The sequence below is a fragment of the Mycolicibacterium aubagnense genome (genome assembly GCF_010730955.1).
Classification (GTDB): Bacteria; Actinomycetota; Actinomycetes; order Mycobacteriales; family Mycobacteriaceae; genus Mycobacterium; species Mycobacterium aubagnense.
In genome coordinates this window covers 5,768,821-5,792,844 of the sequence record NZ_AP022577.1, presented here as the reverse complement: position 1 = coordinate 5,792,844, position 24,024 = coordinate 5,768,821, and the positions used below count along the sequence as shown (strand labels likewise).

The window sequence follows — 24,024 nt, the reverse complement described above, 5'->3', positions numbered from 1 at the left end:
CGCCGCTATGGCTCGCCGGTTACCGCTGATAGGTGCAGAACCGGTACCGGAGGCCGGTCTTGCTGGTCAGCCACTCCCCGTGCGTGACGCGCCACGAGTCGTCGAGCACCGGTGCGAACGCGTCACCATCGGGCACGTCGAGGTCGATCTCGGTGACCTCGCACTGCGTCGCTGACGGCAGCGCCAGTGCGTACAGCTGCGACCCACCGATGACCCAGCCGCCGACCTCGGCGGGCAGCGCTGTCACGACCTCCGCGCCCTCGGCGACGTACCCGCCGTCTCGGCTGACCACGATGTTTCGGCGGCCGGGCAACGGGCGGAACCGGGCCGGCAGCGATTCCCAGGTGAGCCGGCCCATCACGACGCTCTGCCCGAGTGTCAGTTCTTTGAACCGGGCCATGTCTTCGGGCAGCTGCCAGGGGATGTCATTGCCACGGCCGATGACGCCGCCGTTGCCCTGGGCCCAGATCAGCTTCACCGCTAGACCGCCACCGGTGCCTTGATCGCCGGGTGTGGGTCGTAGTTGACGATCGCGATGTCGTCGTACTGGTAGTCGAAGATCGAATCACGGGGCGCCAGAACGAGTTCCGGGTATGGCCGGGGCTCACGGGAGAGCTGCAGCTGTACCTGTTCGACGTGGTTGTCGTAGATGTGGCAGTCGCCGCCGGTCCAGACGAATTCGCCGACCTCGAGGCCCGCCTGGGCGGCCATCATGTGCGTCAGCAGCGCGTACGAGGCGATGTTGAACGGCACGCCCAGGAACAGGTCGGCGCTGCGCTGGTACAGCTGGCAGCTCAGCTTGCCGTCGGCGACGTAGAACTGGAACAGCGCGTGGCACGGCGGCAGCGCCATCTGGGCGATCTCGCCGACGTTCCACGCCGAGACGATGTTGCGCCGGCTGTCCGGGTTGGTCTTCAGCATCTCGAGCGCCGCGCTGATCTGATCGATCTGCTCGCCGGACGGCGTCGGCCAGGACCGCCACTGGACGCCGTACACGGGCCCCAGTTCGCCTGTCTCCGAGGCCCATTCGTCCCAGATGGTCACGCCGCGTTCCTGGAGCCACCGCACGTTCGAGTCGCCGCGCAGGAACCACAGCAGCTCGTAGATCACCGACTTGGTGTGCACCTTCTTGGTGGTCAGGAGTGGGAACCCGGCGGCCAGGTCGTAACGCAGCTGGTGGCCGAACAGGCTCCGGGTGCCGGTACCGGTGCGATCGGATTTGGGCGTGCCCTGCTCGAGCACGAGGCGCAGCAGGTCTTCGTAAGGAGTCGGCACAGCCACGCCGCCAGCTTACGTGCGGGACTGCGGGAGTAGAACTTGAAGGGCGAGCGAAGCGACGGGAGATATACAAGCCATGCCGATCACCAAGGACACCATCACCACCGCCGACGGCACCTGTGCCATCACCGTCGCGACACCGGAGGGCACCGGCCCGTGGCCCGCGGTGGTCATGTACCCCGACGCCGGCGGCCCACGGCAGACCTTTGACGACATGGCCGCACGACTGGCCGGTCTGGGCTATGTGGTGCTGGTGCCGGACATCTACTACCGCGACGCCGGGTGGGCTCCGTTCGACATGGTCATCGCATTCTCCGACGAGACCGAGCGGGCGCGGCTGTTCGGGATGATGCGCAAGGTCACGCAGGACATCATGGCCGCCGACGCCGGCGCCTTCTTCGACTATTTGACCCGACGCGCAGACGTTCAAGGCGACAAGTTCGGCACCACCGGCTACTGCATGGGTGGCCGCACCTCGTTCGTCATCGCGGGCAAGCTGCCGGATCGCGTCGCCGCGGCGATGTCGTTCCATGGCGGCGGACTGGTCACCGACACCGATGACAGCCCGCACCTCAACGCCGACCGGATCAGCGCGGTCGTCTACGTGGGTGCGGCCGAGAACGACGCGTCCTTCACCGCCGAGCAGGGCGAGATCCTGGAGCGGGCACTGACCGACGCCGGCGTCGAGCACACCGTCGAGTTCTACCCGGCCGCCCACGGCTTCGCGGTGCCCGACAACGTCGGCGCCTACGACGAGGCCGCGGCCCAGCGGCACTGGGACGCGATGGAACGGGTGTTCGGCGCGGCGCTGAAGTAACCCCCCGGGGCCGGTGCAGCTCCCGCCGTGCGGGACGATTGACGTGTGTATGACCAGACCAGCACCTACGAACCCGACGCCAACGAGCACGGCTCCCGGTTGGACCCGGTATTGGCGCGCAGCTGGCTGCTGGTCAACGGAGCGCAGTTCGACCGATTCTCGCCGGCTACCCGGTCCCCCGCGGACATCGTCATCCTCGACATCGAGGACGCGGTAGCGCCCAAGGACAAGGACGCAGCGCGGGACAACGCGGCCCGCTGGCTCGGCGACGGCAACACCGACTGGATCCGCGTCAACGGCTTCGGCACTCCCTGGTGGGCCGATGACCTGGAGATGCTGTCGAAGACCGCGGTCGGCGGCATCATGCTGGCGATGGTCGAGTCCGTCGACCACGTCACCGAGACCGCCAAACGGCTGCCCAACGTGCCGATCGTCGCACTGGTGGAGACGGCCCGCGGACTCGAGCGCATCACCGAGATCGCGTCGGCCAAGGGCACGTTCCGGCTGGCGTTCGGTATCGGCGACTTCCGACGTGACACCGGCTTCGGCGACAACCCGGCGACGCTGGCCTACGCACGGTCGCGGTTCACCATCGCCGCCAAGGCGGCGCATCTGCCCGGCGCCATCGACGGCCCCACCATCGGGTCCAGCAGCCGCAAGCTCAGCGAGGCCACCGCGGTGTCCATCGAGTTCGGTATGACGGGCAAGATCTGCCTGACCCCCGAGCAGTGCGGGACGGTCAACGAGGGACTGTCCCCGTCACTGGACGAAATTGCCTGGGCGCAGGAGTTTTTCGCGGAGTTCGAGCGCGACGGCGGCGAAATCCGCAATGGCTCGGACCTGCCGCGTATCGCCCGCGCCAACAAGATCCTGGATCTGGCGAAGGCGTACGGCATTCATCCGTCGATGTTCGGCGACGACCCCGACCACGTGTCGGCACCGTCGGACACCTACCACTACTGAGCGGAGTCCCCGGCCTTCTTGTCCCGGCGCAGCACTGACGAGAACGCCCGGACGACGCCGCGAAACGCGTACCAACCGGACAACGCGGTAAAGACGATCAGCGCAACGAACATCGGCAGCCAACCGGTGCGGGAGTGCTTGAGGTTCCACCAGATGATGGTGAACAACACGGCCAAGATGAAGACCAGGATGTCGCGCAGTCGGCCCTCGCGGTTGAACGCGTAGCCGATCGCCGTCGACTTGAGCTGACGGCTGCGGTCGACGGCACTGATCAGCTCGTCGATCCGCATGTCGATCGTGCGTTGCAACTCGGCACGACGCTCGGTCTGCTCGGCCGGAATACGGTCCAGCAGGTCCATGTCGGCCTTGATCGCGGCACGCACGTCCGGCGGCTTCAGGTTGCCCGCGACAGCTCCGAGCAGCGCGCCTCCAGCCAGCGGCGCGGCTCCCAATGCCAGGTCCGCGATTCCCATGGCGGGCTCCTCACTGATCGACGCAAACGTCAATCACCCTAGCCGACAGTACGAGCGTTGCTCCTTCGTACGACGGAGCGCGTCTGCGCTAGCCGATCCCGGTGCATCGGGTTCTCCTGTGACACTTGCTATCTGGGTCCACCAACAGATGTTGACCAGCCCGCCGGCCGCTCCAACGAACATGACCCACTACGAGGACGCTAACTCCTGTCAATTTGCTGAAAATTTACTGTCGAATTAGTAGTGTCCTCGTCTGTGATTCTCTCTCGCACCATTTGCCTGCTCGCCGCCGCTTCATTCGCCACGGTCACGTTGACCGCCTGCGGAGGGTCGAACTCTTCGGCACCGTCAACCGTCACCGCCTCCCCGAGCACAGTCACCGTCGCTCCCAGCACCGTGACGGTTGCCGGGCCCACGCCGGCAGCTTCGGTTGCGCCTGCCGCTACGGTCCCCGCGAAGAGCGGGATCACCATTCCCGACATCGCGGCTGGCACAAACGCCGCGATCGCGAAGAGCAAACTCGAAGCTCTTGGACTAACGAACGTCGAACTCAGCTCCGCCAATCCCGATTACTCGAACGTGTTCCTGCCGAAAAACTGGACTGTGGTTTCCATCGAGCCCACACCGGGCTCGCAGGTACAGGCATCCGACCCAGTCATTGTGAAGGTGACGAAACCATGAGGCGTGCACCCACGGCAAGGGCGGTGCCGTCGCCCGGTCGGCCCCGCTGCTCCAAGCAATGGAGACCGGCCGGTTCCGGCGGATTGGCCATCACCCGGCATCCGAGGCGGCAGCGGTGTCATGGCAGGCGGGATACATCCAGCCCGACCAAGTGGCCGCCGCGGTCATCGCGTTCGACACCCTGGCCAAGGCCGCCGGTGCCGACGTGCAGATCGGCGCGCCCATTGGCCGACTTGGCGACAGCATGGGTCAGCGCAGAATTCCCCGAATAGGCGCCAGCCCGCTACACCGCTACGCCACCCAGTGGGCGCAGCCCTTAGGTCGTTGAAGGAAAGTTCTTAGTCCGGCTGCTCATAGTGGTCTGCGAAGGCCAAGACGCGCGGATCGAGTTGCGAGAACGACGGGTGCCTATAGGTCCACGTGAATCCCGGCCCAGTCTGAAGTGCGTACATGCCGTGCCGACCGCTAAACCGCCCAATCAACTCACGCACGGTTGCCGTATCTGCGGCAACCTCACTGGCAGGGAACATGATCGCATCAATGGCATCCTGCAGCTTGCCGAACTCAGACGGTAGTTGCGTGATCATGTCGAGCACGCTCGGATCGGAAGTCATGCCCTCCAACTCGGTGCGCTTGTAAGCCTTCTCCATGATGCCCGATGACTTCGCCATCCAGTAGCGGCTCATTCCAAGTTCAATCGTCGCCTCATCATGCATTCTGGCCGTCAGGTTGACCGTGAAAGCATCCATATTCAAATGCAGCATCACGTGCCGCAATTCGATGAGCCAGCGATACTCGAAACAGCCAGAGTAGATGCCGTGAAACAGCTTTCGCACCGCCTTGTGTTCGTCTGACTCGTTACCGAACTTGCGCTTTACCTGGTAGTACGTCTGGTCTTGATGGATTTTTAGCGAGCTGGTGAATCCGATTAATGCTGACCGGATTCGACGAATACGTTCATGCGATTCGGCCATGTTCGACAATGAAAACGTCTGGTCTTGCACCTCGCGTAGAACGCCGCACACAACGTTAAGAAAAATATCGCTCGCATCAGACACGTAGCTGAACAGGTCTTGGTCGACCAGCCGTCTTAGACGGTCGTATGCGTCGCTATATCGGTTGTTCTCCTCGGCGGTGAACTCGCACACCTGGGTGAAGATGATGTCAGCCTCCACAGTTGGGTCTTGATATCCGAGGATCGCGCCGTAGGGGTGTTCCACTGCGTACGCATCGGCCGCAGCGTCCGCAGCGATCTGCTCATCCGCAGCATCTTTGCTTTGCTGCATTGTCGTTCTCCACGCCTGGATTGCTGCTTCGACTTCAGCCTCGGAGAGCGGACCGCTTTCAGCCCATGACCGCGCGTCGTTCCTCACGCCGTCTAGCGCAGCATGCAGCGCCGCCTCCGCGGCGTGGCGCGTGATTCGCTCATCCAGTGCCGCAGCTGTCATCACCTGTGCAATGACCCGTGTTGTACCCAATACGACAAGTGCCGCTCTACTTCGAGCCTTCGGCGGGTTTTCGGTAAACGCCGATTGCACCACCTCAAGTGCGGCCCCGCAGAAATCGATAGCCAACTCTCCTGGAAGGCCGTGAAGTCCAGCGACATACTCATACAGCCAGGCAATCCAGTTGGTTAATTCCTGGTCGTCCGAATCGTCGCCATCGGCGTTGTTTGGTGCGCCGCCGCTAGGCTCAGTCATGCTGGCAATGTAGGCCTCTCTACCGACATCTCCGGGCGGACGCGCTGCGACGCCCCCGCAGCCCTGACAAATGGCTAGCATTAGCCTGTATAGTTCCTGATCGCGACGTTACAGTTCGCCAATGAACCGCTTTCTTGTAGCTGTGAGTGCCGCCACGCTATCCACCGCGGGACTGATGTTCGCCGCGTCCGCCAGCGCTGGGTGCGAAACGAACATGCTGGGCGTCCAGTACTGCGACGGTCCCATCCGACCCGACGGCACGTGGGACCGCTGCTGGCACTCCGACGCCTTGGCGACCTACGGGCCGCTCGGGCAGGTGCAGAACGTCACCCCGGCGATGGGGAAATGCTTCCCCGTTGGTCCTTCACAGCCGTGGCCACCGGTGCCCATCGCGCAACCGCAGTACCACGTCTATCCATAGGCCCCAGTTGGACGTCAGTCGTCCGTAACCCGCTTCAGCCCGTCGTGGGTCATCTGGTGGCAGAGGACTTCTTTGACCACACTCGTGCGGGGAATGTCCTGCTCGGTTCGCCAACGCATATGGGCACGGAAAGTGATACAGACGGGCTCGCCGTTCCGCCCCGCAAAGACCAATCCGCCCTCCCTATGGGCGTGCACAACTGGGTGACTGCGCACGGTCTCGAAATGCTGCCCCAGTACGCCCCATACGTCGAGCGTGATCTTGCCGAAAGGGTCAAAATCTTCAACCGCATGCTCCGCTATGACTCGACCGCCGCTTTCCAGCGCGACGGTCACCTGAAGGGCGTGATGTCCGCAGTCGTTGGTCACGACAGCATTTCCGTCGTCCCCAACACACAGCACCCACTTGTACGGGACATCATCTTGAGCCACGCGCAACGCACGCTCGGCGATCTCGTTCGCATCACCAGCGAGTCGGTTCGACGCCGAGGCGATCTCGTTCGCCTTCTCGGCCTCGCCGAGGGCGTTCGCGGCAGTTTCGTTCGCAGACTGGGCCAGCGCATTACCCGCCTCAGCGACCCCATTGGCGGTCTGGGCAAGATCATTGCCCTGATTTGCAATCTTGTTGGCACTCTCAGCAACCTCCTTGGCGCGGAGTGCAACTGCCAGGGCGACAGAAGCAATTAGCGCGGAGAGCACGGCACCGACTGCGGCTACCCACCCGCTCATTTCTCACCCTGCCGAGAACGTGTTTGGGTACTGAGCTCCACCCAATCGTCATCGATCCACACCATCACGCCTCCATCAACGTCGCAGCCACGGTCGCACCGAGGTTCCAGCACGCCTCAACGTCTACCTTGGTCGGCTTGCCGGACACGATGACGGTCGCCGCTGCCCGCTCCCAGCCCAGCCCGGTGGTGATGCTGTCCACCGCGCGCTCGGCGCCTTCGGTGCCCTCGTTGCCGTGCAGCCAGACCCCGAACGGTCTCCCCCGCGTTGCGTCAAGACACGGGTAGTACAACTGGTCGAAGGCGTGTTTCACAGCGCCGCTGAGATAACCGAGGTTCGCGGGGCTGCCGATCAGATAGCCGTCGGCTTCCAGCGCATCGGTGGGTGAGCACGTCAGTGCAGGGCGGCGCACCACCTCTACGCCCTCAATCTCCGGATCTGTAGCCCCCGCCAGCACTGCCTCGAACATCTCTTGGCAGTGTGGCGACGGGGTGTGATGAATGATCAGCAGGCGACGGGACACCAGCGGTTCCTCCAAACGCTTTACTGGATCATGCGAGCGTGTCGGTCGGCGTTTCAATAGGTTTGGGCGGTGCCGCCACGATGCGTTTGAGTTCCGCCATCGTCACAAACTCACGGAGATGAGGCCAGATTTCTTGGCCGTGTTGATAATTGCGGAACTCGACAAAATTGCACTTCGCGGCCGCCCGATATGTACGCACCGCACCTACACCCCAGACCTTCCTCGAATCCCTGCGTGAGATGTGGCCCTTCATACAGAGATAGGCCATCAGCTCGAACCACGACAGCGCATGATTCGCCTTCCGCATTTCTTCCGATGATGCTTGCAATGAATGCCCGCGTTGGCCACACTCGAAGCGCACTCCGCGTTCGCACCACTCGAACACAACCTGGCGACCACGCTGGCGATCAGGTTCCAGCAGTTCGTCGAACACCTTGACGAACAGTTCACGCTTCTTCGAGACGTGCGTGTACCGCAGGCTCGCCGCACTGACGACGAACGAACACACGGAGATCACAATTGCAGCATTGGCAGCCGTCCAGTGCATGCGCGACAGCATATGTGCGAGGCAGCTGACGCAGGCTCCAATCCGGTCGGACTGGGTGGATGATGTCGCGTCAAAGCCAGATGCTAGACACTAATAGACCTGTAGTTGACTAAATATTGCTTCGAAGCCCCGGATATATTCCCCAGATTCGCCGGCGAGCTCAAGAGGTAGCCGTCGGCTTCCAGCACGTCGGTCGCGGACAGCGTCAGCGCCGGGCGGCGCACCACATCGACACCCTCGATCTCGGGGTCCGTCGCTCCGGCCAGCACCGCCTCGAACATCTCCTGGCAGTACGGAGACGGAGTGTGGTGCACGACAAGGAGTTTCATCGCGATGCCTGCTCCAGTCGGACGGCTTTGCGAATCGTCTCCCGAGCTCGGCTCCGGTCCCCCGCATAGTCGTACGCCCGGGCCAGGCGGTACCACCCCCGCCAATCGTCGGGGCTTGCTTCGACCTCGTCCCGCACCGATTCGAACAGGGCGTCGGCGGCGTCGCGTTCGATGCGGCCGGACGGGCGCTTGGGGAGCTCACTGATGTCGAGCTCGACGCCCTCGTCGTGCGCCAGCCGGGCCAGCCGCTGGTGCGCGAACCCGGCGCGCAAGGTGGCAACCATGGCCCACAGGCCGATCAGCGGCAGCACGAAGATGCCGATGCCGAGGCCGATCGCCGCGGGCTCCCCCGATTGCATGAGGATGACGCCGGAGCGCCCGAGCATCACGAAGTAGACCACCAGCGCCACGCACAGGAATGCGACGACCAGCTGGATACGGAATACCTGCGAACTCGGTTTGGTCATCACCGGTCCGTCACAGCCCCATCAGGGTCTCGATGCCGATGGTCAGCCCGGGGTGCTTGGCAACCTCGCGGACACCGAGCAGCACGCCGGGCACGAACGACGTGCGGTCGATGCTGTCGTGCCGGATGGTCAGCGTCTCGCCCTGGGTACCGAACAGCACTTCCTGGTGCGCCACCAGGCCACGCAGCCGCACCGAGTGCACGGGGATGCCGTCGACGTCCGCACCGCGCGCACCCTCCAGGCCGGTGCTGGTCGCATCGGGGTTGGGCGGCAAGCCTTTTCGCGCCTCGGCGATCAGCTGTGCGGTGCGAGTGGCGGTGCCCGACGGGGCGTCGGCCTTCTGCGGGTGGTGCAGCTCGACGACCTCGACCGATTCGAAGAACGGGGCGGCCTGCTTGGCGAAATGCATGGACAGCACCGCGCCGATGGCGAAGTTCGGCGCGATCAGCACCGCGACGCCGGGCTTGGCGGCAACCCATTCGCGAACCTGTGCGAGGCGCTCGTCGGTGAAGCCCGTGGTCCCGACGACGGCGTGAATGCCGTTGTCGATGAGGAACTTCAGGTTGTTCATCACCACGTCGGGATGCGTGAAATCGACGACAACCTCGGTGCCGCTGTCGGTGAACAGGCTCAGCTCGTCACCGGCGTCGACCCCCACGGTGAACGTCAGATCGTCGGCGGCTTCCACACCCTCGACGATGGTCGCACCGACTTTGCCCTTGGCACCCAGAACTCCGACTCGCATGAGGTCAACCCTAACTGCCGTCCTAGTATCAGCCCTATGCGCGGCGCCAAGATCCTCATCACCGGAGTCACCGGACAAGTGGCCACCCCGATCGCCACCGCCCTGGCGGCCGACAACGAGGTGTGGGGCGTCGCCCGGTTCAACGACCCACGCGCTCGGCAGCGCCTGGAGCAGACCGGCGTCCGCTGCGAAACACTCAACCTCGAAGTCGGCGACTTCGGAACTTTGCCAAGGGATTTCGACTACGTGGTCAACATGGCAGTGGCCAAGAGCGGCCGGTGGGACGCGGATCTCGCGGCCAACGCGGAGTCGGTGGGCCTGCTCATGGCGCACTGCCGTGAGGCGAAGGCCTTCCTGCATACGTCGTCGGCCGCGGTCTACGACCCCCCGGATGACGAGCCGCGCGCCGAGTCGGCTGCTCTGGGCGACAACCACAAGCACCTCTTCCCGACCTATTCGATCTCCAAGATCGCAGGTGAGACTGTCGTGCGCACCATGTCCCGCGCGCTCGGACTGCGGGCGGTGATCGCCAGGTTCAACGTGCCGTACGGGGACAACGGCGGCTGGCCGTTCTATCACATGGAGATGATCCTGGCGGGCATCCCGATCCCGGTGCCGCCGGGCGGTCCGGCCCGCTATAACCCGATCCACGAAGACGACATCATTGCGACGCTGCCCAAGCTGCTGGACGCCGCGTCGGTGCCCGCCACCACCGTGAACTGGTGTGGCGATCAGACCGTCAGCCTCCAAGAATGGTGCGGCTACATCGGCGAACTGGTCGGCCGCGAACCGGTGTTCGTCGAGGACCCGAATGCGCTGCGCGGCGGCCCATCGGACACCGCGCTCATGCACGAGCTGATCGGCGGCACCTCGGTCGACTGGCACGACGGCATGCGCCGGCTGGTGACGAAGTTCCACCCGGAGCTGGTCGGCACCTAGCTGTCCGTCCGCCTCAGCTCGCCTGAGGCGCGAAGTAGTGGCCGGCCTTGAGGTCCTCGAGGAGGGTCGGCTGCACGGGAACCCACCCGAGCATGGCCCGGGTCCGTTCACTGGATGTGGGGTTGTCCAGCGCGGCGAAGCCTGCGAGGAAGCCGAACTGCGCCGCAGCTTGGTCGGACGGAATCCCCTCCACCGGGACACCCAACCCATCGCCGATGGCCTGTGCGATCTCGCGGAAGGCTATCCCCTGTTCGGCCGCCCCGTGCAACACCGAGCCGGCCGGCGCCGACTCCACCGCCAGCCGATAGAGCCGCGCGGCGTCGACCGTGTGTACCGCCGGCCATCGATTCGAGCCGTCGCCCAGATACCCGGATCGTCCTGCCGCACGGGCGAATTCGATGAGACTGGGAACGAAGCCGTGGTGATCGGTGTCCCCGTGCACCGTCGGAGCGAGCCTGATCACCGATGACCGCACGCCCCGTTCGGCCAGCGCGAGCGTGGCCAGTTCAGATGCGCCCCGCGGTGCCGACCTGTCGACGGCAGCGTCCTCTGTACCGAGCCGACCCGGCTCGCCGAAGGCGAGCATCAGGGTGCCCGAGGTGTTCACGAACGGCTTGCCAGAGCCCGTCAGGGCCTCCCCCATGGCCTCGACCGCGCGCAGGTCAGTGGCGATCGAGTCGGCGTAGTTGGAGAAGTCGTGCTTGAAAGCCAGGTGGATGACGCCGTCCGAGGCGGCGGCCGCGGCAGCGAGCCCGTCCGGATCGTCGAGAGTGCCGCGGTGCACCTGCGCGCCCGCGGCGGCGAGGGCGCTCGCCGAGGCGTCCGACCTGGCCAGTCCGGTGACCTGATGGCCTGCTTGCCGCAGCTCGCGGACGACGACGGACCCGATGTGCCCGCTCGCGCCGGTGACGAATATGCGCATGGTTTTCAGCTCCTCAAGTGATGTCAGTCCATGACATCACCAAACGTACACCCGACGGCAGTCACTGTCATCACTCGTGGTGACAGTGACTGCCATCGCCTACAATCCGCCCGTGGGCCGTTGGGAACCGAACGCGCAGGGCCGCCTGGAGCAGGCGGCACTGGAGCTATACCTGCAGCAGGGCTTCGACGAGACGACGGTGGCCGAGATTGCCGTCCGAGCAGGCCTTACAGAACGCACCTTCTTCCGGCACTTCACGGATAAACGGGAGGTGCTGTTTCGGGGCCGCGAACTCACCGAGGCGCTTGCGGCGGCCATCGACGATGCTCCCGCAGCCGCCGCACCACTCGATGCGGTCGCAGCGGCGCTGGAATCCTTGTCCGACTTCTTCGCCGAACGTCGCCCGCATGCACGCCAGCGCCAGGCCGTGATCAGCGCCAACCCCAGCCTGCAAGAACGCGAACTCATCAAGCTCGCATCACTGGCGACGACCATTTGCGACGCGTTGCGGCGACACGGCGTCGCCGACCCCGCGGCCAGCCTGGTCGCCGAGGCCGGCATCGCGGTGTTCAAGGTGGCGTTCGACCAATGGCTCACCGATCCGGCCGACCGCAGCCTCGCCGAGCACATCCGCGAGGCACTCGCCGAGCTCAAGGCCGCGACCCAATCCTGAACCGCGGCAACCGGTTACAACGGCGAGGCGCCGCGCAGGTGCTCGAAGATCAGTGACGTCTGCGTGCCCGCCACATCGGCGTCGGCGTTGAGGTGCTCCACCACGAACGCACGCAGGTGCGGGGTGTCGCGCGCGGCGACGTGCAGGATGAAGTCGTCGGCGCCGGCCAGGAAGTAGACATCCATCACCTGCGGGAGCCGCCGCATGTGGGCGATGAAGTCGCGAATGCGGGCGCGGGCGCCCGACTGCAGGCTCACCGAGATCATGGCCTGCAGCCCCAACCCGATGGCGGCGGGGTCGATGTCGGCATGAAATCCGCGGATCACCCCGAGTTCCTGCAACCGCCGGACGCGGCCGTGACAGGTCGACGCGGCGATCCCGACGAGCTCCGCCAGCGCACTGTTGGGCATGCGCGCGTCGGCGTGCAGAGCGGTGACGATCCGGCGGTCGACGTCGTCGAGTTCAACCGGCTGAACATCCTTCGGCTGGAAGGCCTCTTGGACCCCGACTTTCGAAGATCGTTCAGACACTTGGGCCATATAGAGAATTATAATCACAGATATTGCAGGTCAGTCGACGTTTATTCACACTTGGGACATCGCCTGATCCGCCCAGAGGAGAACCGCAGATGCACGTCGGCATCCCGACCGAAATCAAGAACAACGAGTACCGGGTGGCCATCACCCCGGCCGGCGTCGCCGAACTGGTCAGGCACGGCCATGAGGTGCTGATCCAGGCGGGAGCCGGCGAAGGTTCCGCGATCGCCGACAACGACTTCAAGGCCGCCGGCGCACAGATTCTCACCACCGCGGACCAGGTCTGGGCCGGGTCCGATCTGCTGCTCAAGGTCAAAGAGCCCATCGCGGCCGAGTACCACCGCATGCGCCAGGGCCAGACCCTGTTCACCTACCTGCACCTCGCCGCCTCGCGCGAATGCACCGACGCGCTGCTCGCGTCGGGCACCACCTCGATCGCGTACGAGACCGTCCAGACCGCCGACGGCCGCCTACCCCTGCTCGCCCCGATGAGCGAGGTCGCAGGCCGGCTGTCGGCCCAGGTCGGCGCCTACCACCTGATGCGCAGCCACGGCGGCCGTGGCGTCCTGATGGGTGGCGTACCGGGCGTCGCTCCCGCCAACGTCGTCGTCATCGGTGGCGGCACCGCGGGCTTCCACGCGGCACAGATCGCCAGCGGCATGGGCGCACAGGTCACCGTCTTCGACGTCAACCTGGATACCTTGCGACGGATCGACGCCGAATTCAACGGGCGCATCCACACCCGGTACTCCTCGAGCCTGGACCTGGAAGACGCCCTCAAGCAGGCCGACCTGGTGATCGGCGCCGTGCTGGTCCCCGGCGCGAAGGCGCCCAAGCTCGTGACCAATTCGACTGTGGCGCACATGAAGTCAGGCTCGGTGTTGGTTGACATCGCGATCGACCAGGGCGGCTGCTTCGAGGACTCGAAGCCCACCACCCACGACGACCCGACCTTCGCCGTGCACGACGCGGTCTTCTACTGCGTGGCCAACATGCCCGGCGCCGTGCCGCGTACGTCGACCTACGCGCTGACCAACGCGACCCTGCCATACGTGCTCAAGCTCGCCGACCAGGGGTGGCAGGCGGCGTGCCGCAACGACGCCGCGCTGGCCAAGGGCCTGTCGACCCACGATGGCCAGCTGCTCTGCGGCCAGGTCGCCGCGGACCTCGACCTGCCGCTGGGCCACATTGAATTCTGAGGGTTCTGACTCGTCATTCTTGGTACCCATCGCCCGGTCCGCGCAGCGTCGCGCTGGCCGGGCGATGACCGTCACAGGGTTCGCCACCGTTTCTTGACACGTGTCAAGTATTGTCTTGGTCATGCTCTTGCAGGAACTGCTGCCCACGCCGCCGGCCACGACCGCCGAAGCCCTCGAGATCTTCGATGCCGCACCGGCCGTCGAACCGGACTTCATGATCGGCACCTGGCACGGCGCGGAGGTACCCACCGGACACCCCATGGACGGACTACTGGAAGCCAGCGGCTGGTGGGGCAAGCAGTTCGTCGACGCTGAGACCGTCCACCCGCTACTGTTCCCGGACACCTCGGGCCAGTCGCTGTGGCCGCTCAATCCGGCGCTGGCGTTCTCCGGCGTCGGGCTCGCGTCCAAAATCCCGCTGCTGCACCGACTTCCGGTGGCCAAGCCGATTGCCGCGCTGCGTCCGCTACTGCAAGCCCGTTCCGCCAAGGCTCGACTGCGCACCACGCGGTACCGCGGAGTCGACACCGCGACAATGGTTTACGACCAGCTCCCGATCATGGACGTGTTCCGCAAGCTCAGCGACGATGCCGTCCTGGGCGCCATGGACCTCCGCGGCGAATCCCAGCCATATTTCTTCGTGCTGCGCCGGGACGACTCGCTTCGCCTCAGCCACTGACGTGATTTGTGCACGATAATCCGCGCTGAACGCGGATTATCGTGCACAAATCACTGCTAACCGAGGGTGCGCAGCTGCTTCGGCAGTGACCGCTTTGACCGGTGCGGACCCAATACCGCCGCGCCGAAGGGGCGCGTCAGCAATTCGCGCGCAACGGCGTTGACCTCTTCGAGGGTCACCGCGTCGATCGAGGCAAGGGTTTCCGAAATCGACTTGTGGTTGCCGTAGTTCAGCTCGGCGCGCCCGATGCGGTGCATCCGGGAACCGGAATCCTCGAGCCCAAGCACCAGCCCGCCGCGCATCGAACCCTTGGCGATGCGCAACTCGTCGGCGGTGATGCCTTCGCGCGCAACGTCTTCCAGCACGTCCGTGGTCACCCGGGCCACTTCGTCGAAGCGATCCGGCAGGCACGCCGAGTACACCGACAGTGCACCGGCGTCGGAGAAGGTATCGATCGTGGAATACACCGAGTACGCCAGACCGCGGTTCTCCCGGATCTGTTGGAACAGACGGGAACTCAGCCCGCCGCCGAGTGCGGTGTTGAGCACCGACAGCGCCCACCGGTGCTCCCAGTTGCGCCCAGGGGTGCGTACACCCAGGTACATGTGGGCCTGCTCGGAGTCACGTTTGACGAACTGCAGCGTCGGGGTCCCCGGCACCCGGCCGGCCCCCTTGCGCGGCGGCACGGGCTTGCGGCCGCGCACCAGATGCGGCCGAAAATTCCTGCGCACCAATGACACAACCTCGTCGTGGTCGACGTTCCCGGCGACCGCGACCACCATCCGGTCCGGGGTGTACCGGCGGACGTGGAACGAGTGCAGCTGGTTGCGGGTCATCGACGAGACCGATTCGACGCTGCCGATCACCGGACGGCCCACGGGGTGCGCACCGAACATGGACCCGAGGAAGACGTCCGCGAGGGTGTCCTCGGGATCGTCGTCACGCATGGCGATCTCTTCGAGCACCACGTCACGCTCCAGCTCGACATCCGCTGCGGCACAACGGCCGTTGAGCACGACGTCCGAAACCAGATCGATGGCCAGCCCGAGATCGCTGTCGAGCACGTGCGCGTAGTAGCAGGTGTGCTCACGCGCCGTGAAGGCGTTCAGCTCACCGCCGACGGCGTCCATCGACTGGGCGATCTCGACAGCGGTGCGCGTCGGGGTCGACTTGAACAGCAGGTGTTCCAGGAAGTGCGCCGCCCCGGCCACACTGGGGCCTTCGTCGCGCGAACCGACGTTGACCCACACGCCGACCGACGCCGAATGCACGTGCGGCAGGTGTTCGGTGACGACTCGGAGCCCGCCGGGGAGATTGGTCTTGCGTACAGCGGCCGGGGCCTTCAGCGATGTCGCTGAAGAACCCCGGCCGCCACGCAGTGTCGATTTAGGTGGTTGCAGGCGCGGCATCTGCCGGTGCAGTCCCCGAATCGGATCCAGCTTCGGCGGCGGGGGAATCAGAATCCGCCGCCGCGGCACCTTCCTCATCAACCAGGATCAGCGAAATCTTCTGACCCTTGCCACGGTTGTCGGCGGAGATGTCCGCGATCTCCACGCGCAGCTTGTCGCCGACGTTCACGACGTCCTCGACCTTCGCGACGCGCTTGCCCTTGCCGAGCTTGGAGATATGCACCAGACCGTCGCGGCCCGGCAGCAGCGAGACGAACGCACCGAAGTCCGTCGTCTTCACCACGGTGCCGAGGAACCGCTCACCGATCTTGGGCAGCTGCGGGTTGGCGATGGCGTTGATCTTGTCAATCGCCGCCTGCGCCGCCTCGCCGTTCGAGGCGCCGACGAACACGGTGCCGTCATCCTCGATGGAGATGCTCGCACCGGTCTCCTCGGTGATCTGGTTGATCACCTTGCCCTTGGGCCCGATCACCTCACCGATCTTGTCGATCGGCACCTTGATGGTGGTGATGCGCGGCGCGTACGGGCTCATCTCATCGGGCTCGTCGATGGCCTCGGCCATGACGTCGAGGATGGTCAGACGCGCGTCCTTGGCCTGGGCCAGGGCACCGGCCAGCACCTTGGACGGGATGCCGTCCAGCTTGGTGTCCAGCTGCAGCGCGGTGACGAACTCCTTGGTTCCGGCGACCTTGAAGTCCATGTCGCCGAAGGCGTCTTCAGCGCCCAGGATGTCGGTCAGCGCGACGTAACGGGTCTCGCCGTCGACCTCGTCGGACACCAGGCCCATGGCGATACCGGCGACGGGGGCCTTCAGCGGCACACCGGCGTTCAGCAGCGACAGGGTGGAGGCACAGACCGAACCCATCGAGGTGGAACCGTTGGAGCCCAACGCTTCCGAGACCTGACGGATGGCGTACGGGAACTCCTCGACGCTCGGCAGCACCGGCATCAGGGCCCGCTCGGCCAGCGCACCGTGGCCGATTTCGCGGCGCTTGGGCGAACCCACGCGGCCGGTCTCACCGGTCGAGTACGGCGGGAAGTTGTAGTGGTGCATGTAGCGCTTGCTGGTCTCCGGACCGAGCGAGTCGATCTGCTGAGCCATCTTGACCATGTCCAGCGTGGTGACACCCATGATCTGGGTCTCGCCGCGCTCGAACAACGCGCTGCCGTGCGCCCGCGGGATCACGGCGACCTCGGCCGACAGGGCACGAATGTCGGTGATGCCACGGCCGTCGATGCGGAAGTGGTCGGTCAGGATGCGCTGGCGCACCAGCTTCTTGGTCAGCGAGCGGAACGCCGCGCCGATCTCCTTCTCACGACCGGCGTAGGTTTCGGCCAGACGGGACAGCACCTCGACCTTGATCTCGTCGGTGCGCTCTTCGCGCTCCTGCTTGCCGGCGATGGTCAGCGCCTGTGACAGCGCGTCGGTAGCCACAGCGGCGACCGCCTGGAAGGCGTCGTCGGCGTAGTCCGGGAACACCGGGTACTCGGCGGTCTCCTTACCGGCGGCGTCGTGCAGCTCCTGCTGCGCCTTGCACAGCGTGGCGATGAACGGCTTCGCGGCCTCCAGCCCCTCGGCCACCACGGCCTCGGTCGGCGCACCCGCGCCACCGGCGATCAGGTCGATGACGTTGTCGGTGGCCTCGGCCTCGACCATCATGATCGCGACATCGCCTTCGACCACACGACCGGCGACGACCATGTCGAACACAGCGTTCTCCAGCTGCTCGACGGTCGGGAAGGCAACCCACTGGCCTTCGATGAGGGCGACGCGGACGCCACCCACCGGGCCGGAGAACGGCAGACCCGAGATCTGGGTCGACGCCGATGCGGCGTTGATCGCCAGCACGTCGTACAGATCCTTGGGGTCCAGGCTCAGGATGGTGACGACGACCTGGATCTCGTTGCGCAGGCCGGAGACGAACGACGGGCGCAGCGGCCGGTCGATCAGACGGCAGGTCAGGATCGCGTCGGTGGAGGGCCGGCCCTCGCGGCGGAAGAACGAGCCGGGAATGCGGCCCGCGGCGTACATGCGCTCTTCGACGTCGATGGTCAACGGGAAGAAGTCGAAGTGATCTTTGGGGCTCTTGCTGGCGGTGGTGGCGCTCAGCAGCATGGTCTCGTCGTCCAGGTAGGCGACGACGGAGCCGGCGGCCTGACGTGCAAGCCGGCCGGTCTCGAAGCGGATGGTGCGGGTGCCGAAGCTCCCGTTGTCGATGACGGCGGTCGTTTCGAACACGCCCTCTTCAATTTCAACTGCAGACATGGATGTCGCAATAACCTCTCTCGGCCCGCCCTATGCGGGTTTCCGTATTTCTGGTTCCTCTTTGTTACAGCTGTCGCATCGTCACACGCGAGCATCCAGAAAACCCGAAAACCATCCCGCTAATTGCTGACGGCCGTCGATCGAAGCGGCCGGGGTCCATACCCCGGCAGCCACTACCGAAGACCGCCCCACGAGGTTCAGGCGGATGCTGCAGTGTCGTTCCGACGTCTCGGACACTGGGTCCAAAACAAATACATGCTACACCGGGGTGATTTGCCTGATCGGAGCGGCAAATCGGCCGTCGTGACGGCGGTGCCCGGGAAATCACGAAAGTCCGTACACAGCCATCACACTCGTCGGTGCTCCAACGAAAAAACCACCGGTCTGCGCGGCAGACCGGTGGCTCTTCTCAGACGTGCGTCAGCGACGCAGACCCAGACGCTCGATCAGCGAGCGGTAGCGCGCGACGTCGACCTGAGCGACGTACTTGAGCAGCCGGCGGCGACGGCCGACCAGCAGCAGCAGTCCGCGACGGCTGTGGTGGTCGTGCTTGTGCTGCTTGAGGTGCTCGGTCAGGTCCGAGATGCGCTTGGTCAGCATGGCGACCTGAGCCTCCGGCGAACCGGTGTCGGTCTCATGCAGGCCGTACTGGCCCAGGATCTCTTTTTTCTGCTCGGTGGTGAGTGCCACGAAACAACTCCATCAATTCGGTCCGCGAAGAACAACGAGGGCGCGGCCGCCGCGAACTGCAGCACGCGCGTCGGGCAGTCTAACAGGAAGCTAGTGTGCGCTCAGAATCGTGCGAGCTCGCCCGGTATCGCGGTCCATGGCCACGATCAGGTCGTCCACCGAATCGAACTTCTCCTGGCCGCGGATGCGCGAGACGAAGTCCACCGCCACGTGCTGGCCGTACAGGTCGGCCTCGGTATCGAGCACGAAGGCCTCGACAGTGCGGGTACGGCCGGAGAACGTCGGATTGGTGCCGACCGACACCGCGGCCTGGTAGCGCTCCCCCGGTGTCACGGTGCCGACCGAAGGTCCGTGGCCCAGCACCGTGAACCAGGCGGCGTAGACGCCGTCGGCCGGGATGGCCGAGTGCATCGGCGGGGCGACGTTCGCGGTCGGGAAGCCCAGCCCGCGGCCGCGGCCGTCGCCGCGGACGACGACGCCCTCCACGCGGTGCGGCCGGCCCAGCGCCTCGGTCGCGGCCACCATGTCACCGGCGTCCACGCAGGACCGGATATAGGTGGAAGAGAACGTGACGGTCTCGGCCCGGTGATGCTCGGCCACCAGCGAGATGCCCTCGACAGCGAACCCGAAGCGCTCGCCGGCCTTGCGCAGCAGCGGCACGTTGCCGCCGGCCTTCTTGCCGAAGGTGAAGTTCTCACCGACCACGACCTCGAGGACGTGCAGGCGTTCGACCAGCAGCTCGTGCACGTAGCGCTCGGGGGTCAGCTTCATGAAGTCCGTGGTGAACGGCATGACGAGGAATACATCGACGCCCAGTTCCTCGACCAGTTCGGCCCGGCGGGTCAGCGTCGTCAGCTGCGCGGGGTGACTGCCCGGCAGGACCACTTCCATCGGATGCGGATCGAACGTCATCAGCACCGTGGGCACCCCGCGGGACCGCCCGGCTTTCACCGCATGGCTGATCAACTCCGCATGTCCACGATGTACGCCGTCGAACACCCCGATGGTGACGACACATCGGCCCCAGTCCGTGGGGATCTCGTCCTGCCCACGCCAGCGTTGCACGATCGCAAGCCTACGGCGCGCCGCTACGGCAGGCACCGTGAGATCCCCGAATCAGGTGACCATTGCCTAAACTTTGTGCTGTGAGTCCTGCAGATGACGCCGGCAACCCGCCGGACCTATCCCCGGTTGCCCAGGACTACCTCAAAGTCATCTGGACCGCGCAGGAGTGGTCCCGCGAGAAAGTCAGTACGAAAATGCTGGCTGAACGCATCGGCGTATCGGCGTCCACGGCCTCCGAATCGATCCGCAAGCTGGCCGATCAGGGTCTGGTACACCACGAGAAGTACGGCGCGGTGACGCTGACCGACATCGGGCGCAGCGCGGCGCTGGCCATGGTGCGCCGGCACCGGTTGATGGAGACGTTCCTGGTGCGCGAGCTCGGCTACGGCTGGGACGAGGTGCACGACGAAGCCGAAATCCTGGAGCACGCGGTGTCGGATCGCATGCTGGACCGCATCGACGCCAAGCTCGGCTTCCCGACCCGGGACCCGCACGGCGATCCGATTCCCGCGGCCGACGGCCAGGTTCCGACTCCCCCCGCCCGGCAGTTATCCGCGTGCTCGGACGGGGACGCCGGCACGGTGGCCCGCATCTCCGATCACGACCCCGAGATGCTGCGGTACTTCGACAGCGTGGGAATCACGCTCGATTCACACCTGCGCGTGGTCGCCCGGCGCGACTTCGCGGGGATGATCTCGGTGGCCGTGACGGCTGCGGACGCGGCGGCCGACGTGGACGCCGACGCCACCACCGTCGACCTGGGAAACCCTGCGGCAGAAGCGATCTGGGTCGTCGCGTAGTTGGTCAGCGGGTGGTCACCAGTCCGGCCAGCAGCAAGTCGAACATCCGCCCACACTGCTCGGGTGACGCGCTCGCGACCATGATGCCGAGCAGCCCGGTGACGACGTCGTCCGCCGGCACGTCGGCGCGCAGGGTGCCATCGGCGGCGCCGGCAGCCAGCAGGGTTCCGACCGCTCCAACCACGCCCGCACGGGTGTCGCCCGCCGTAACCACACCCGAATCGAATATCGCCGTCAGTGACTCGGCCATGCCCCGCTTGGCGGCCACGAACTTCGCGTAGCGGTCCATCCACAGCCGCAGCGCCTCCACCGGCGGATGGGTACGTACCAGCTCCTCGGCCGTAGCGGCCACCTCGACCAGTTCGGCGCGGTATACCGCCTCGACCAGCGCTTCACGGCTCGGGAAATGCCGGTACAACGTGCCGATACCGACGCCGGCATCACGTGCGATGCCCTCCAGCGACACCGGACTGTCAGCCGCGCCGAAGGCGAGCGCCGCCACTTCCAGGATCCGTTCCCGGTTGCGGCGGGCATCGGCGCGGATACCGTCAGCCATAGCGGAGGTTCCTCCGTTTCTGTTACGTTGAACTAACCGGAGGTTCCTCCGAATCACTCGAGTATCGCAGAAAATCACAGCTGAGGAGCGACGATGACCGATACGACACACCCTGGCGGCCTCGGTTCGATCGGTGGCCGCCCGGTGGCCCGGATCGGCTACGGAGCCATGCAGCTGCACGATGCCGGCTCCCCTGATGCCGCGGTGGCGCTGCTGCACCGTTCGGTCGAGCTCGGCATCAACCACATCGACACCGCGTCGTTCTACGGCGGCGGAACGGTGAATGCCCTGATCCGGCAAGCGCTCCGCCCGTACCGCGACGACCTGGTCATCGTCAGCAAGGTCGGTGCGGTACACGTGCCGGACGGACCGGTGCCGCTGGCGGCCGCGCAGAAACCCGCCGAATTGCGGGCTGCGGTCGAAATGGACCTGAATCAGCTTGGTTTGGAACAGATTCCGGTGGTCAACTTGCGTCGATTGGATCTGACACCTGGCGTTCAGACCGAGGGTGATCAGATCGTCGACGTCGATGATCAACTGGCGGAGATGATCGCGCTGCGCGACGAGGGCAAGATCGGCGCAATCGGCCTGAGCGCGGTGCCGGTCGAGACGGTTCGCCACGCACTACCGGCGGGCATCACCTGCGTCCAGAACGCCTACAGCGTGCTCGACCGGGCGCAGGAGGACACCTTGCGCCTGTGCGTCGAAGAGGGCATCGCCTGGGTGCCGTTCTTTCCGCTCGGCTCGGCGTTCCCCGGATTCCCCAGTGTCGCCGACGACCCCTCGGTACGAACAGTGGCTGAGCGAATCGGCGCCACGCCCGCCCAGGTCGGCCTGGCCTGGTTACTGCCGCACGCCCCGAACACCCTGCTGATCGCCGGTACCCGATCGGTCGCGCATCTGGAGGACAACGCCGCGGCCGGTTCGATCCGGCTCGACGCCGAGGCCCTCAGCCTCCTGGACGCGGCCGGTGCCCCGGCGGCCCCACCACACCGCGCGGAACCGTTTCTGGCCGAAGGCGACTGACCTTCAGAGCGTCGCCGGCCGGAGCACCACAACCGATCGCGTGCGCTCGGACCCGTCCTCCAGCAGCGCGATCACCTGCCCATCGGGAGCCGTCGCCGCGTAGGTCCCGTCGATACCGGCCGGGGCCAGCGCCCGGCCGTGGCGCGTGTCCTCGGTTTCGGCGTCGGTCAGGTCGCGGCGCGGAAACCCCAGCAAGCAGGCTGCGTCCAACGTGTAGCTCAGCTCGGCGGCGTCGGCCAACTGCTCCAACGTGCGCGCCTCGTCCAGCCCGTAGCGCCCAACCTTGGTGCGCCGCAACATCGTCAGGTGCCCACCGACTCCGAGGGCAGCGCCGACATCGCGGGCCAGCGCCCGGATGTAGGTACCCGACGAGCAGTCGACGGTGACGTCGACGTCGATGAAGTCGTCGACTCGTCTGGTGGCATCGACCGTGAACCGATCGATCCGCACCCGGCGGGCCGCCAGTTCCGGCGCCTTGCCCTCGCGCACCAACTTGTAGGCCCGCTCGCCGTCTACCTTGATGGCACTGACCGCCGACGGCACCTGGTCGATCTCGCCGCGCAGCGCCGCGACCGCGTGCTCGATCTGTTCATCGGCCACGTGCGCGGCCGAAACTGTCTGCAGCACTTCACCTTCGGCGTCCTCGGTCGATGTGGTCTGACCGAGCCGGATCGTCGCGATGTACGTCTTGTCGGTGGCGGTCAGCAACCCCAGAATCTTGGTGGCGCGCTCGATGCCGACCACCAGCACGCCCGTCGCCATGGGGTCCAGCGTGCCGGCATGCCCGACCTTGCGGGTGCCGAACAGCCGCCGGCACCGGCCGACGACGTCGTGGCTCGTCATACCGGCGGGCTTGTCGACGATCACCAGGCCGGGTGCTGGATTGCTCCTCGCGTGCGCAGGTGGTGGGGCCGGCTTCGATGCCTTCACAGCGAGATCGCCGTCAGGACAAGTCCGTTCGACACAGTGAAGCGCCCCGGCAGTTCGGTCAGCGGCGGGCCGGACTCGGCTGCCGGGTCGATCAGGATGCGGGACAGGAACGTGCCCGAACTCCCCGTGGCATCCAGCTCGAAGGTGATATGCGCATCCTCAAAACCCAGCCATCGGTGCGTCAGGGGGAACCACGCCTTGTACGTCGCTTCCTTGGCGCAGAACAGGATTCGGTCCCAGTGCAGATCGCCGTCCAGTGTCCCGATGACGCTCTGCTCGGCCGGCAACGCGATGGCGCCGAGCACCCCCTTGGGGAGCACGCCGTGCGGCTCGGCGTCGATACCGACCGAGCGCACCTGCTCAGTCCGCGCCACCACCGCGCCCCGGAAACCCTCGCAGTGCGTGAGGCTGCCGACGATGCCGTCGGGCCAGCACGGTTCGCCCTTGTCCCCCTTGAGGATCGGCACCGGGCCTAGGCCGAGTTGACCCAAAGCCTGGCGGGCGCAGTGCCGGACGGTGATGAACTCGTTGCGCCGCTTGGCCACCGAGCGGGCGATCAACGGCTCTTCCTCCGGCAGCGGCACGAGATCGCCCGGGTCCGAATACGTCTCGGCAGTGGCCACCACGTCGGGCAGCACCTGCGTCAGGAGCGCATCGCTCAC

At 65.8% G+C, this 24,024-nt stretch carries 29 protein-coding genes and 1 pseudogene; 11 read left to right on the top strand and 19 right to left on the bottom strand.

The window, feature by feature from the left end; all coding sequences use genetic code 11:
• Positions 1-19: 19 nt before the first annotated feature.
• Together G6N59_RS27695 and G6N59_RS27690 are read right to left on the bottom strand one after the other, a co-directional pair.
• Positions 20-478 (bottom strand): dihydrofolate reductase, encoded by a 459-nt coding sequence (locus G6N59_RS27695; protein ID WP_138230119.1) that lies wholly within the window; start codon positions 476-478, stop codon positions 20-22.
• Between the two features lie 2 nt (positions 479-480).
• The gene (locus G6N59_RS27690) at positions 481-1,281 is read right to left on the bottom strand and encodes a thymidylate synthase (protein ID WP_138230118.1); all 801 of its coding nucleotides are present in this window, start codon (positions 1,279-1,281) and stop codon (positions 481-483) included.
• A 73-nt stretch (positions 1,282-1,354) separates the two neighbouring features.
• Between G6N59_RS27690 and G6N59_RS27685 the strand changes: the two genes are divergently transcribed.
• Positions 1,355-2,095 carry a dienelactone hydrolase family protein gene (locus G6N59_RS27685; RefSeq protein ID WP_138230117.1) on the top strand — a complete coding sequence of 247 codons (741 nt, stop codon included), beginning with the start codon at positions 1,355-1,357 and terminating at the stop codon, positions 2,093-2,095.
• A gap of 45 nt (positions 2,096-2,140) precedes the next feature.
• Positions 2,141-3,058, top strand: a complete 918-nt coding sequence (locus G6N59_RS27680) for an HpcH/HpaI aldolase/citrate lyase family protein (protein WP_138230116.1) — start codon at positions 2,141-2,143, stop codon at positions 3,056-3,058.
• Here the strand turns inward: G6N59_RS27680 and G6N59_RS27675 are convergent.
• Positions 3,052-3,531 (bottom strand): hypothetical protein, encoded by a 480-nt coding sequence (locus G6N59_RS27675; RefSeq protein ID WP_138230115.1) that lies wholly within the window; start codon positions 3,529-3,531, stop codon positions 3,052-3,054. The genes G6N59_RS27680 and G6N59_RS27675 overlap by 7 nt on opposite strands.
• Before the next feature lie 255 nt (positions 3,532-3,786).
• On the opposite strand from G6N59_RS27675, the gene G6N59_RS27670 reads away from it, so the two are divergent.
• Positions 3,787-4,212, top strand: coding sequence for a PASTA domain-containing protein (locus G6N59_RS27670; RefSeq protein WP_163911815.1), 426 nt, complete (start codon positions 3,787-3,789; stop codon positions 4,210-4,212).
• A 115-nt stretch (positions 4,213-4,327) separates the two neighbouring features.
• Entirely contained in the window at positions 4,328-4,540 is a 213-nt protein-coding gene (locus G6N59_RS27665) for a hypothetical protein (RefSeq protein ID WP_138230113.1), read from the top strand.
• A 10-nt stretch (positions 4,541-4,550) separates the two neighbouring features.
• Here the strand turns inward: G6N59_RS27665 and G6N59_RS27660 are convergent, their stop codons facing one another.
• A complete protein-coding gene (locus G6N59_RS27660) occupies positions 4,551-5,912 on the bottom strand; it encodes a hypothetical protein (protein WP_138230112.1) in 1,362 nt (453 codons plus the stop codon).
• A gap of 121 nt (positions 5,913-6,033) precedes the next feature.
• Between G6N59_RS27660 and G6N59_RS27655 the strand changes: the two genes are divergently transcribed.
• A complete protein-coding gene (locus tag G6N59_RS27655) occupies positions 6,034-6,333 on the top strand; it encodes a CDGP domain-containing protein (RefSeq protein WP_138230111.1) in 300 nt (99 codons plus the stop codon).
• 14 nt (positions 6,334-6,347) lie between these two features.
• Here the strand turns inward: G6N59_RS27655 and G6N59_RS27650 are convergent, their stop codons facing one another.
• The 6 genes and pseudogenes from G6N59_RS27650 to dapB all read right to left on the bottom strand — a co-directional run bounded on the left by G6N59_RS27650 (position 6,348) and on the right by dapB (position 9,672).
• Entirely contained in the window at positions 6,348-7,061 is a 714-nt protein-coding gene (locus G6N59_RS27650; protein WP_138230110.1) for a hypothetical protein, read from the bottom strand.
• 64 nt (positions 7,062-7,125) lie between these two features.
• Positions 7,126-7,584 (bottom strand): flavodoxin family protein, encoded by a 459-nt coding sequence (locus G6N59_RS27645; protein ID WP_163911812.1) that lies wholly within the window; start codon positions 7,582-7,584, stop codon positions 7,126-7,128.
• Between the two features lie 28 nt (positions 7,585-7,612).
• Positions 7,613-8,131, bottom strand: a complete 519-nt coding sequence (locus G6N59_RS27640) for a hypothetical protein (protein WP_138230109.1) — start codon at positions 8,129-8,131, stop codon at positions 7,613-7,615.
• 119 nt (positions 8,132-8,250) lie between these two features.
• A pseudogene (locus G6N59_RS27635) lies at positions 8,251-8,460 on the bottom strand (flavodoxin family protein); the annotation flags it as partial.
• Positions 8,457-8,927: a tetratricopeptide repeat protein gene (locus G6N59_RS27630; RefSeq protein WP_138230107.1), complete on the bottom strand. Its 471-nt coding sequence runs from the start codon at positions 8,925-8,927 to the stop codon at positions 8,457-8,459. The gene G6N59_RS27630 and the pseudogene G6N59_RS27635, both read right to left, overlap by 4 nt.
• Before the next feature lie 10 nt (positions 8,928-8,937).
• A complete protein-coding gene (gene dapB / locus G6N59_RS27625) occupies positions 8,938-9,672 on the bottom strand; it encodes a 4-hydroxy-tetrahydrodipicolinate reductase (RefSeq protein WP_138230106.1) in 735 nt (244 codons plus the stop codon).
• Between the two features lie 36 nt (positions 9,673-9,708).
• Here dapB and G6N59_RS27620 point away from each other — a divergent pair, with 36 nt between their 5' ends.
• Complete coding sequence (locus G6N59_RS27620) at positions 9,709-10,611, top strand: NAD-dependent epimerase/dehydratase family protein (protein WP_138230105.1); 903 nt, start codon at positions 9,709-9,711, stop codon at positions 10,609-10,611.
• Positions 10,612-10,624: 13 nt separating this feature from the next.
• Here the strand turns inward: G6N59_RS27620 and G6N59_RS27615 are convergent, their stop codons facing one another.
• Positions 10,625-11,533 (bottom strand): SDR family oxidoreductase, encoded by a 909-nt coding sequence (locus tag G6N59_RS27615; protein ID WP_138230104.1) that lies wholly within the window; start codon positions 11,531-11,533, stop codon positions 10,625-10,627.
• A gap of 112 nt (positions 11,534-11,645) precedes the next feature.
• Between G6N59_RS27615 and G6N59_RS27610 the strand changes: the two genes are divergently transcribed.
• On the top strand, positions 11,646-12,206 hold the full coding sequence (locus G6N59_RS27610) for a TetR family transcriptional regulator (protein WP_138230103.1): 561 nt from the start codon (positions 11,646-11,648) through the stop codon (positions 12,204-12,206).
• 14 nt (positions 12,207-12,220) lie between these two features.
• On the opposite strand, the gene G6N59_RS27605 is transcribed toward G6N59_RS27610, so the two are convergent.
• Complete coding sequence (locus tag G6N59_RS27605; RefSeq protein WP_179970247.1) at positions 12,221-12,745, bottom strand: HTH-type transcriptional regulator AldR; 525 nt, start codon at positions 12,743-12,745, stop codon at positions 12,221-12,223.
• 89 nt (positions 12,746-12,834) lie between these two features.
• Here G6N59_RS27605 and ald point away from each other — a divergent pair, with 89 nt between their 5' ends.
• Both ald and G6N59_RS27595 read left to right on the top strand, forming a co-directional pair.
• Positions 12,835-13,941: an alanine dehydrogenase gene (gene ald, locus G6N59_RS27600; RefSeq protein WP_138230102.1), complete on the top strand. Its 1,107-nt coding sequence runs from the start codon at positions 12,835-12,837 to the stop codon at positions 13,939-13,941.
• Between the two features lie 121 nt (positions 13,942-14,062).
• On the top strand, positions 14,063-14,620 hold the full coding sequence (locus G6N59_RS27595; RefSeq protein WP_138230101.1) for a DUF4334 domain-containing protein: 558 nt from the start codon (positions 14,063-14,065) through the stop codon (positions 14,618-14,620).
• A 56-nt stretch (positions 14,621-14,676) separates the two neighbouring features.
• Here G6N59_RS27595 and G6N59_RS27590 read toward each other — a convergent pair whose 3' ends face one another.
• The 4 genes from G6N59_RS27590 to G6N59_RS27575 form a co-directional block, all read right to left on the bottom strand.
• A complete protein-coding gene (locus G6N59_RS27590) occupies positions 14,677-16,029 on the bottom strand; it encodes a M16 family metallopeptidase (protein WP_234884185.1) in 1,353 nt (450 codons plus the stop codon).
• On the bottom strand, positions 16,007-18,295 hold the full coding sequence (locus G6N59_RS27585; RefSeq protein WP_138230100.1) for a polyribonucleotide nucleotidyltransferase: 2,289 nt from the start codon (positions 18,293-18,295) through the stop codon (positions 16,007-16,009). The genes G6N59_RS27590 and G6N59_RS27585 overlap by 23 nt, the downstream gene beginning before the upstream one ends.
• A 420-nt stretch (positions 18,296-18,715) precedes the next feature.
• Positions 18,716-18,985 (bottom strand): 30S ribosomal protein S15, encoded by a 270-nt coding sequence (gene rpsO / locus G6N59_RS27580; RefSeq protein WP_071285213.1) that lies wholly within the window; start codon positions 18,983-18,985, stop codon positions 18,716-18,718.
• 90 nt (positions 18,986-19,075) lie between these two features.
• Entirely contained in the window at positions 19,076-20,050 is a 975-nt protein-coding gene (locus G6N59_RS27575) for a bifunctional riboflavin kinase/FAD synthetase (protein WP_138230099.1), read from the bottom strand.
• A gap of 80 nt (positions 20,051-20,130) precedes the next feature.
• Between G6N59_RS27575 and mntR the strand changes: the two genes are divergently transcribed.
• Positions 20,131-20,850: a manganese-binding transcriptional regulator MntR gene (gene mntR, locus G6N59_RS27570; protein ID WP_138230098.1), complete on the top strand. Its 720-nt coding sequence runs from the start codon at positions 20,131-20,133 to the stop codon at positions 20,848-20,850.
• Between the two features lie 4 nt (positions 20,851-20,854).
• Here the strand turns inward: mntR and G6N59_RS27565 are convergent, their stop codons facing one another.
• On the bottom strand, positions 20,855-21,406 hold the full coding sequence (locus G6N59_RS27565) for a TetR/AcrR family transcriptional regulator (RefSeq protein WP_138230097.1): 552 nt from the start codon (positions 21,404-21,406) through the stop codon (positions 20,855-20,857).
• Positions 21,407-21,499: 93 nt separating this feature from the next.
• Here G6N59_RS27565 and G6N59_RS27560 point away from each other — a divergent pair, with 93 nt between their 5' ends.
• Positions 21,500-22,432 (top strand): aldo/keto reductase, encoded by a 933-nt coding sequence (locus G6N59_RS27560; protein WP_138230096.1) that lies wholly within the window; start codon positions 21,500-21,502, stop codon positions 22,430-22,432.
• Between the two features lie 3 nt (positions 22,433-22,435).
• Here the strand turns inward: G6N59_RS27560 and truB are convergent, their stop codons facing one another.
• Together truB and pptT are read right to left on the bottom strand one after the other, a co-directional pair.
• Entirely contained in the window at positions 22,436-23,362 is a 927-nt protein-coding gene (truB, locus tag G6N59_RS27555) for a tRNA pseudouridine(55) synthase TruB (protein ID WP_138230095.1), read from the bottom strand.
• Positions 23,359-24,024, bottom strand: coding sequence for a 4'-phosphopantetheinyl transferase PptT (pptT, locus tag G6N59_RS27550; RefSeq protein ID WP_138230094.1), 666 nt, complete (start codon positions 24,022-24,024; stop codon positions 23,359-23,361). The genes truB and pptT overlap by 4 nt, the downstream gene beginning before the upstream one ends.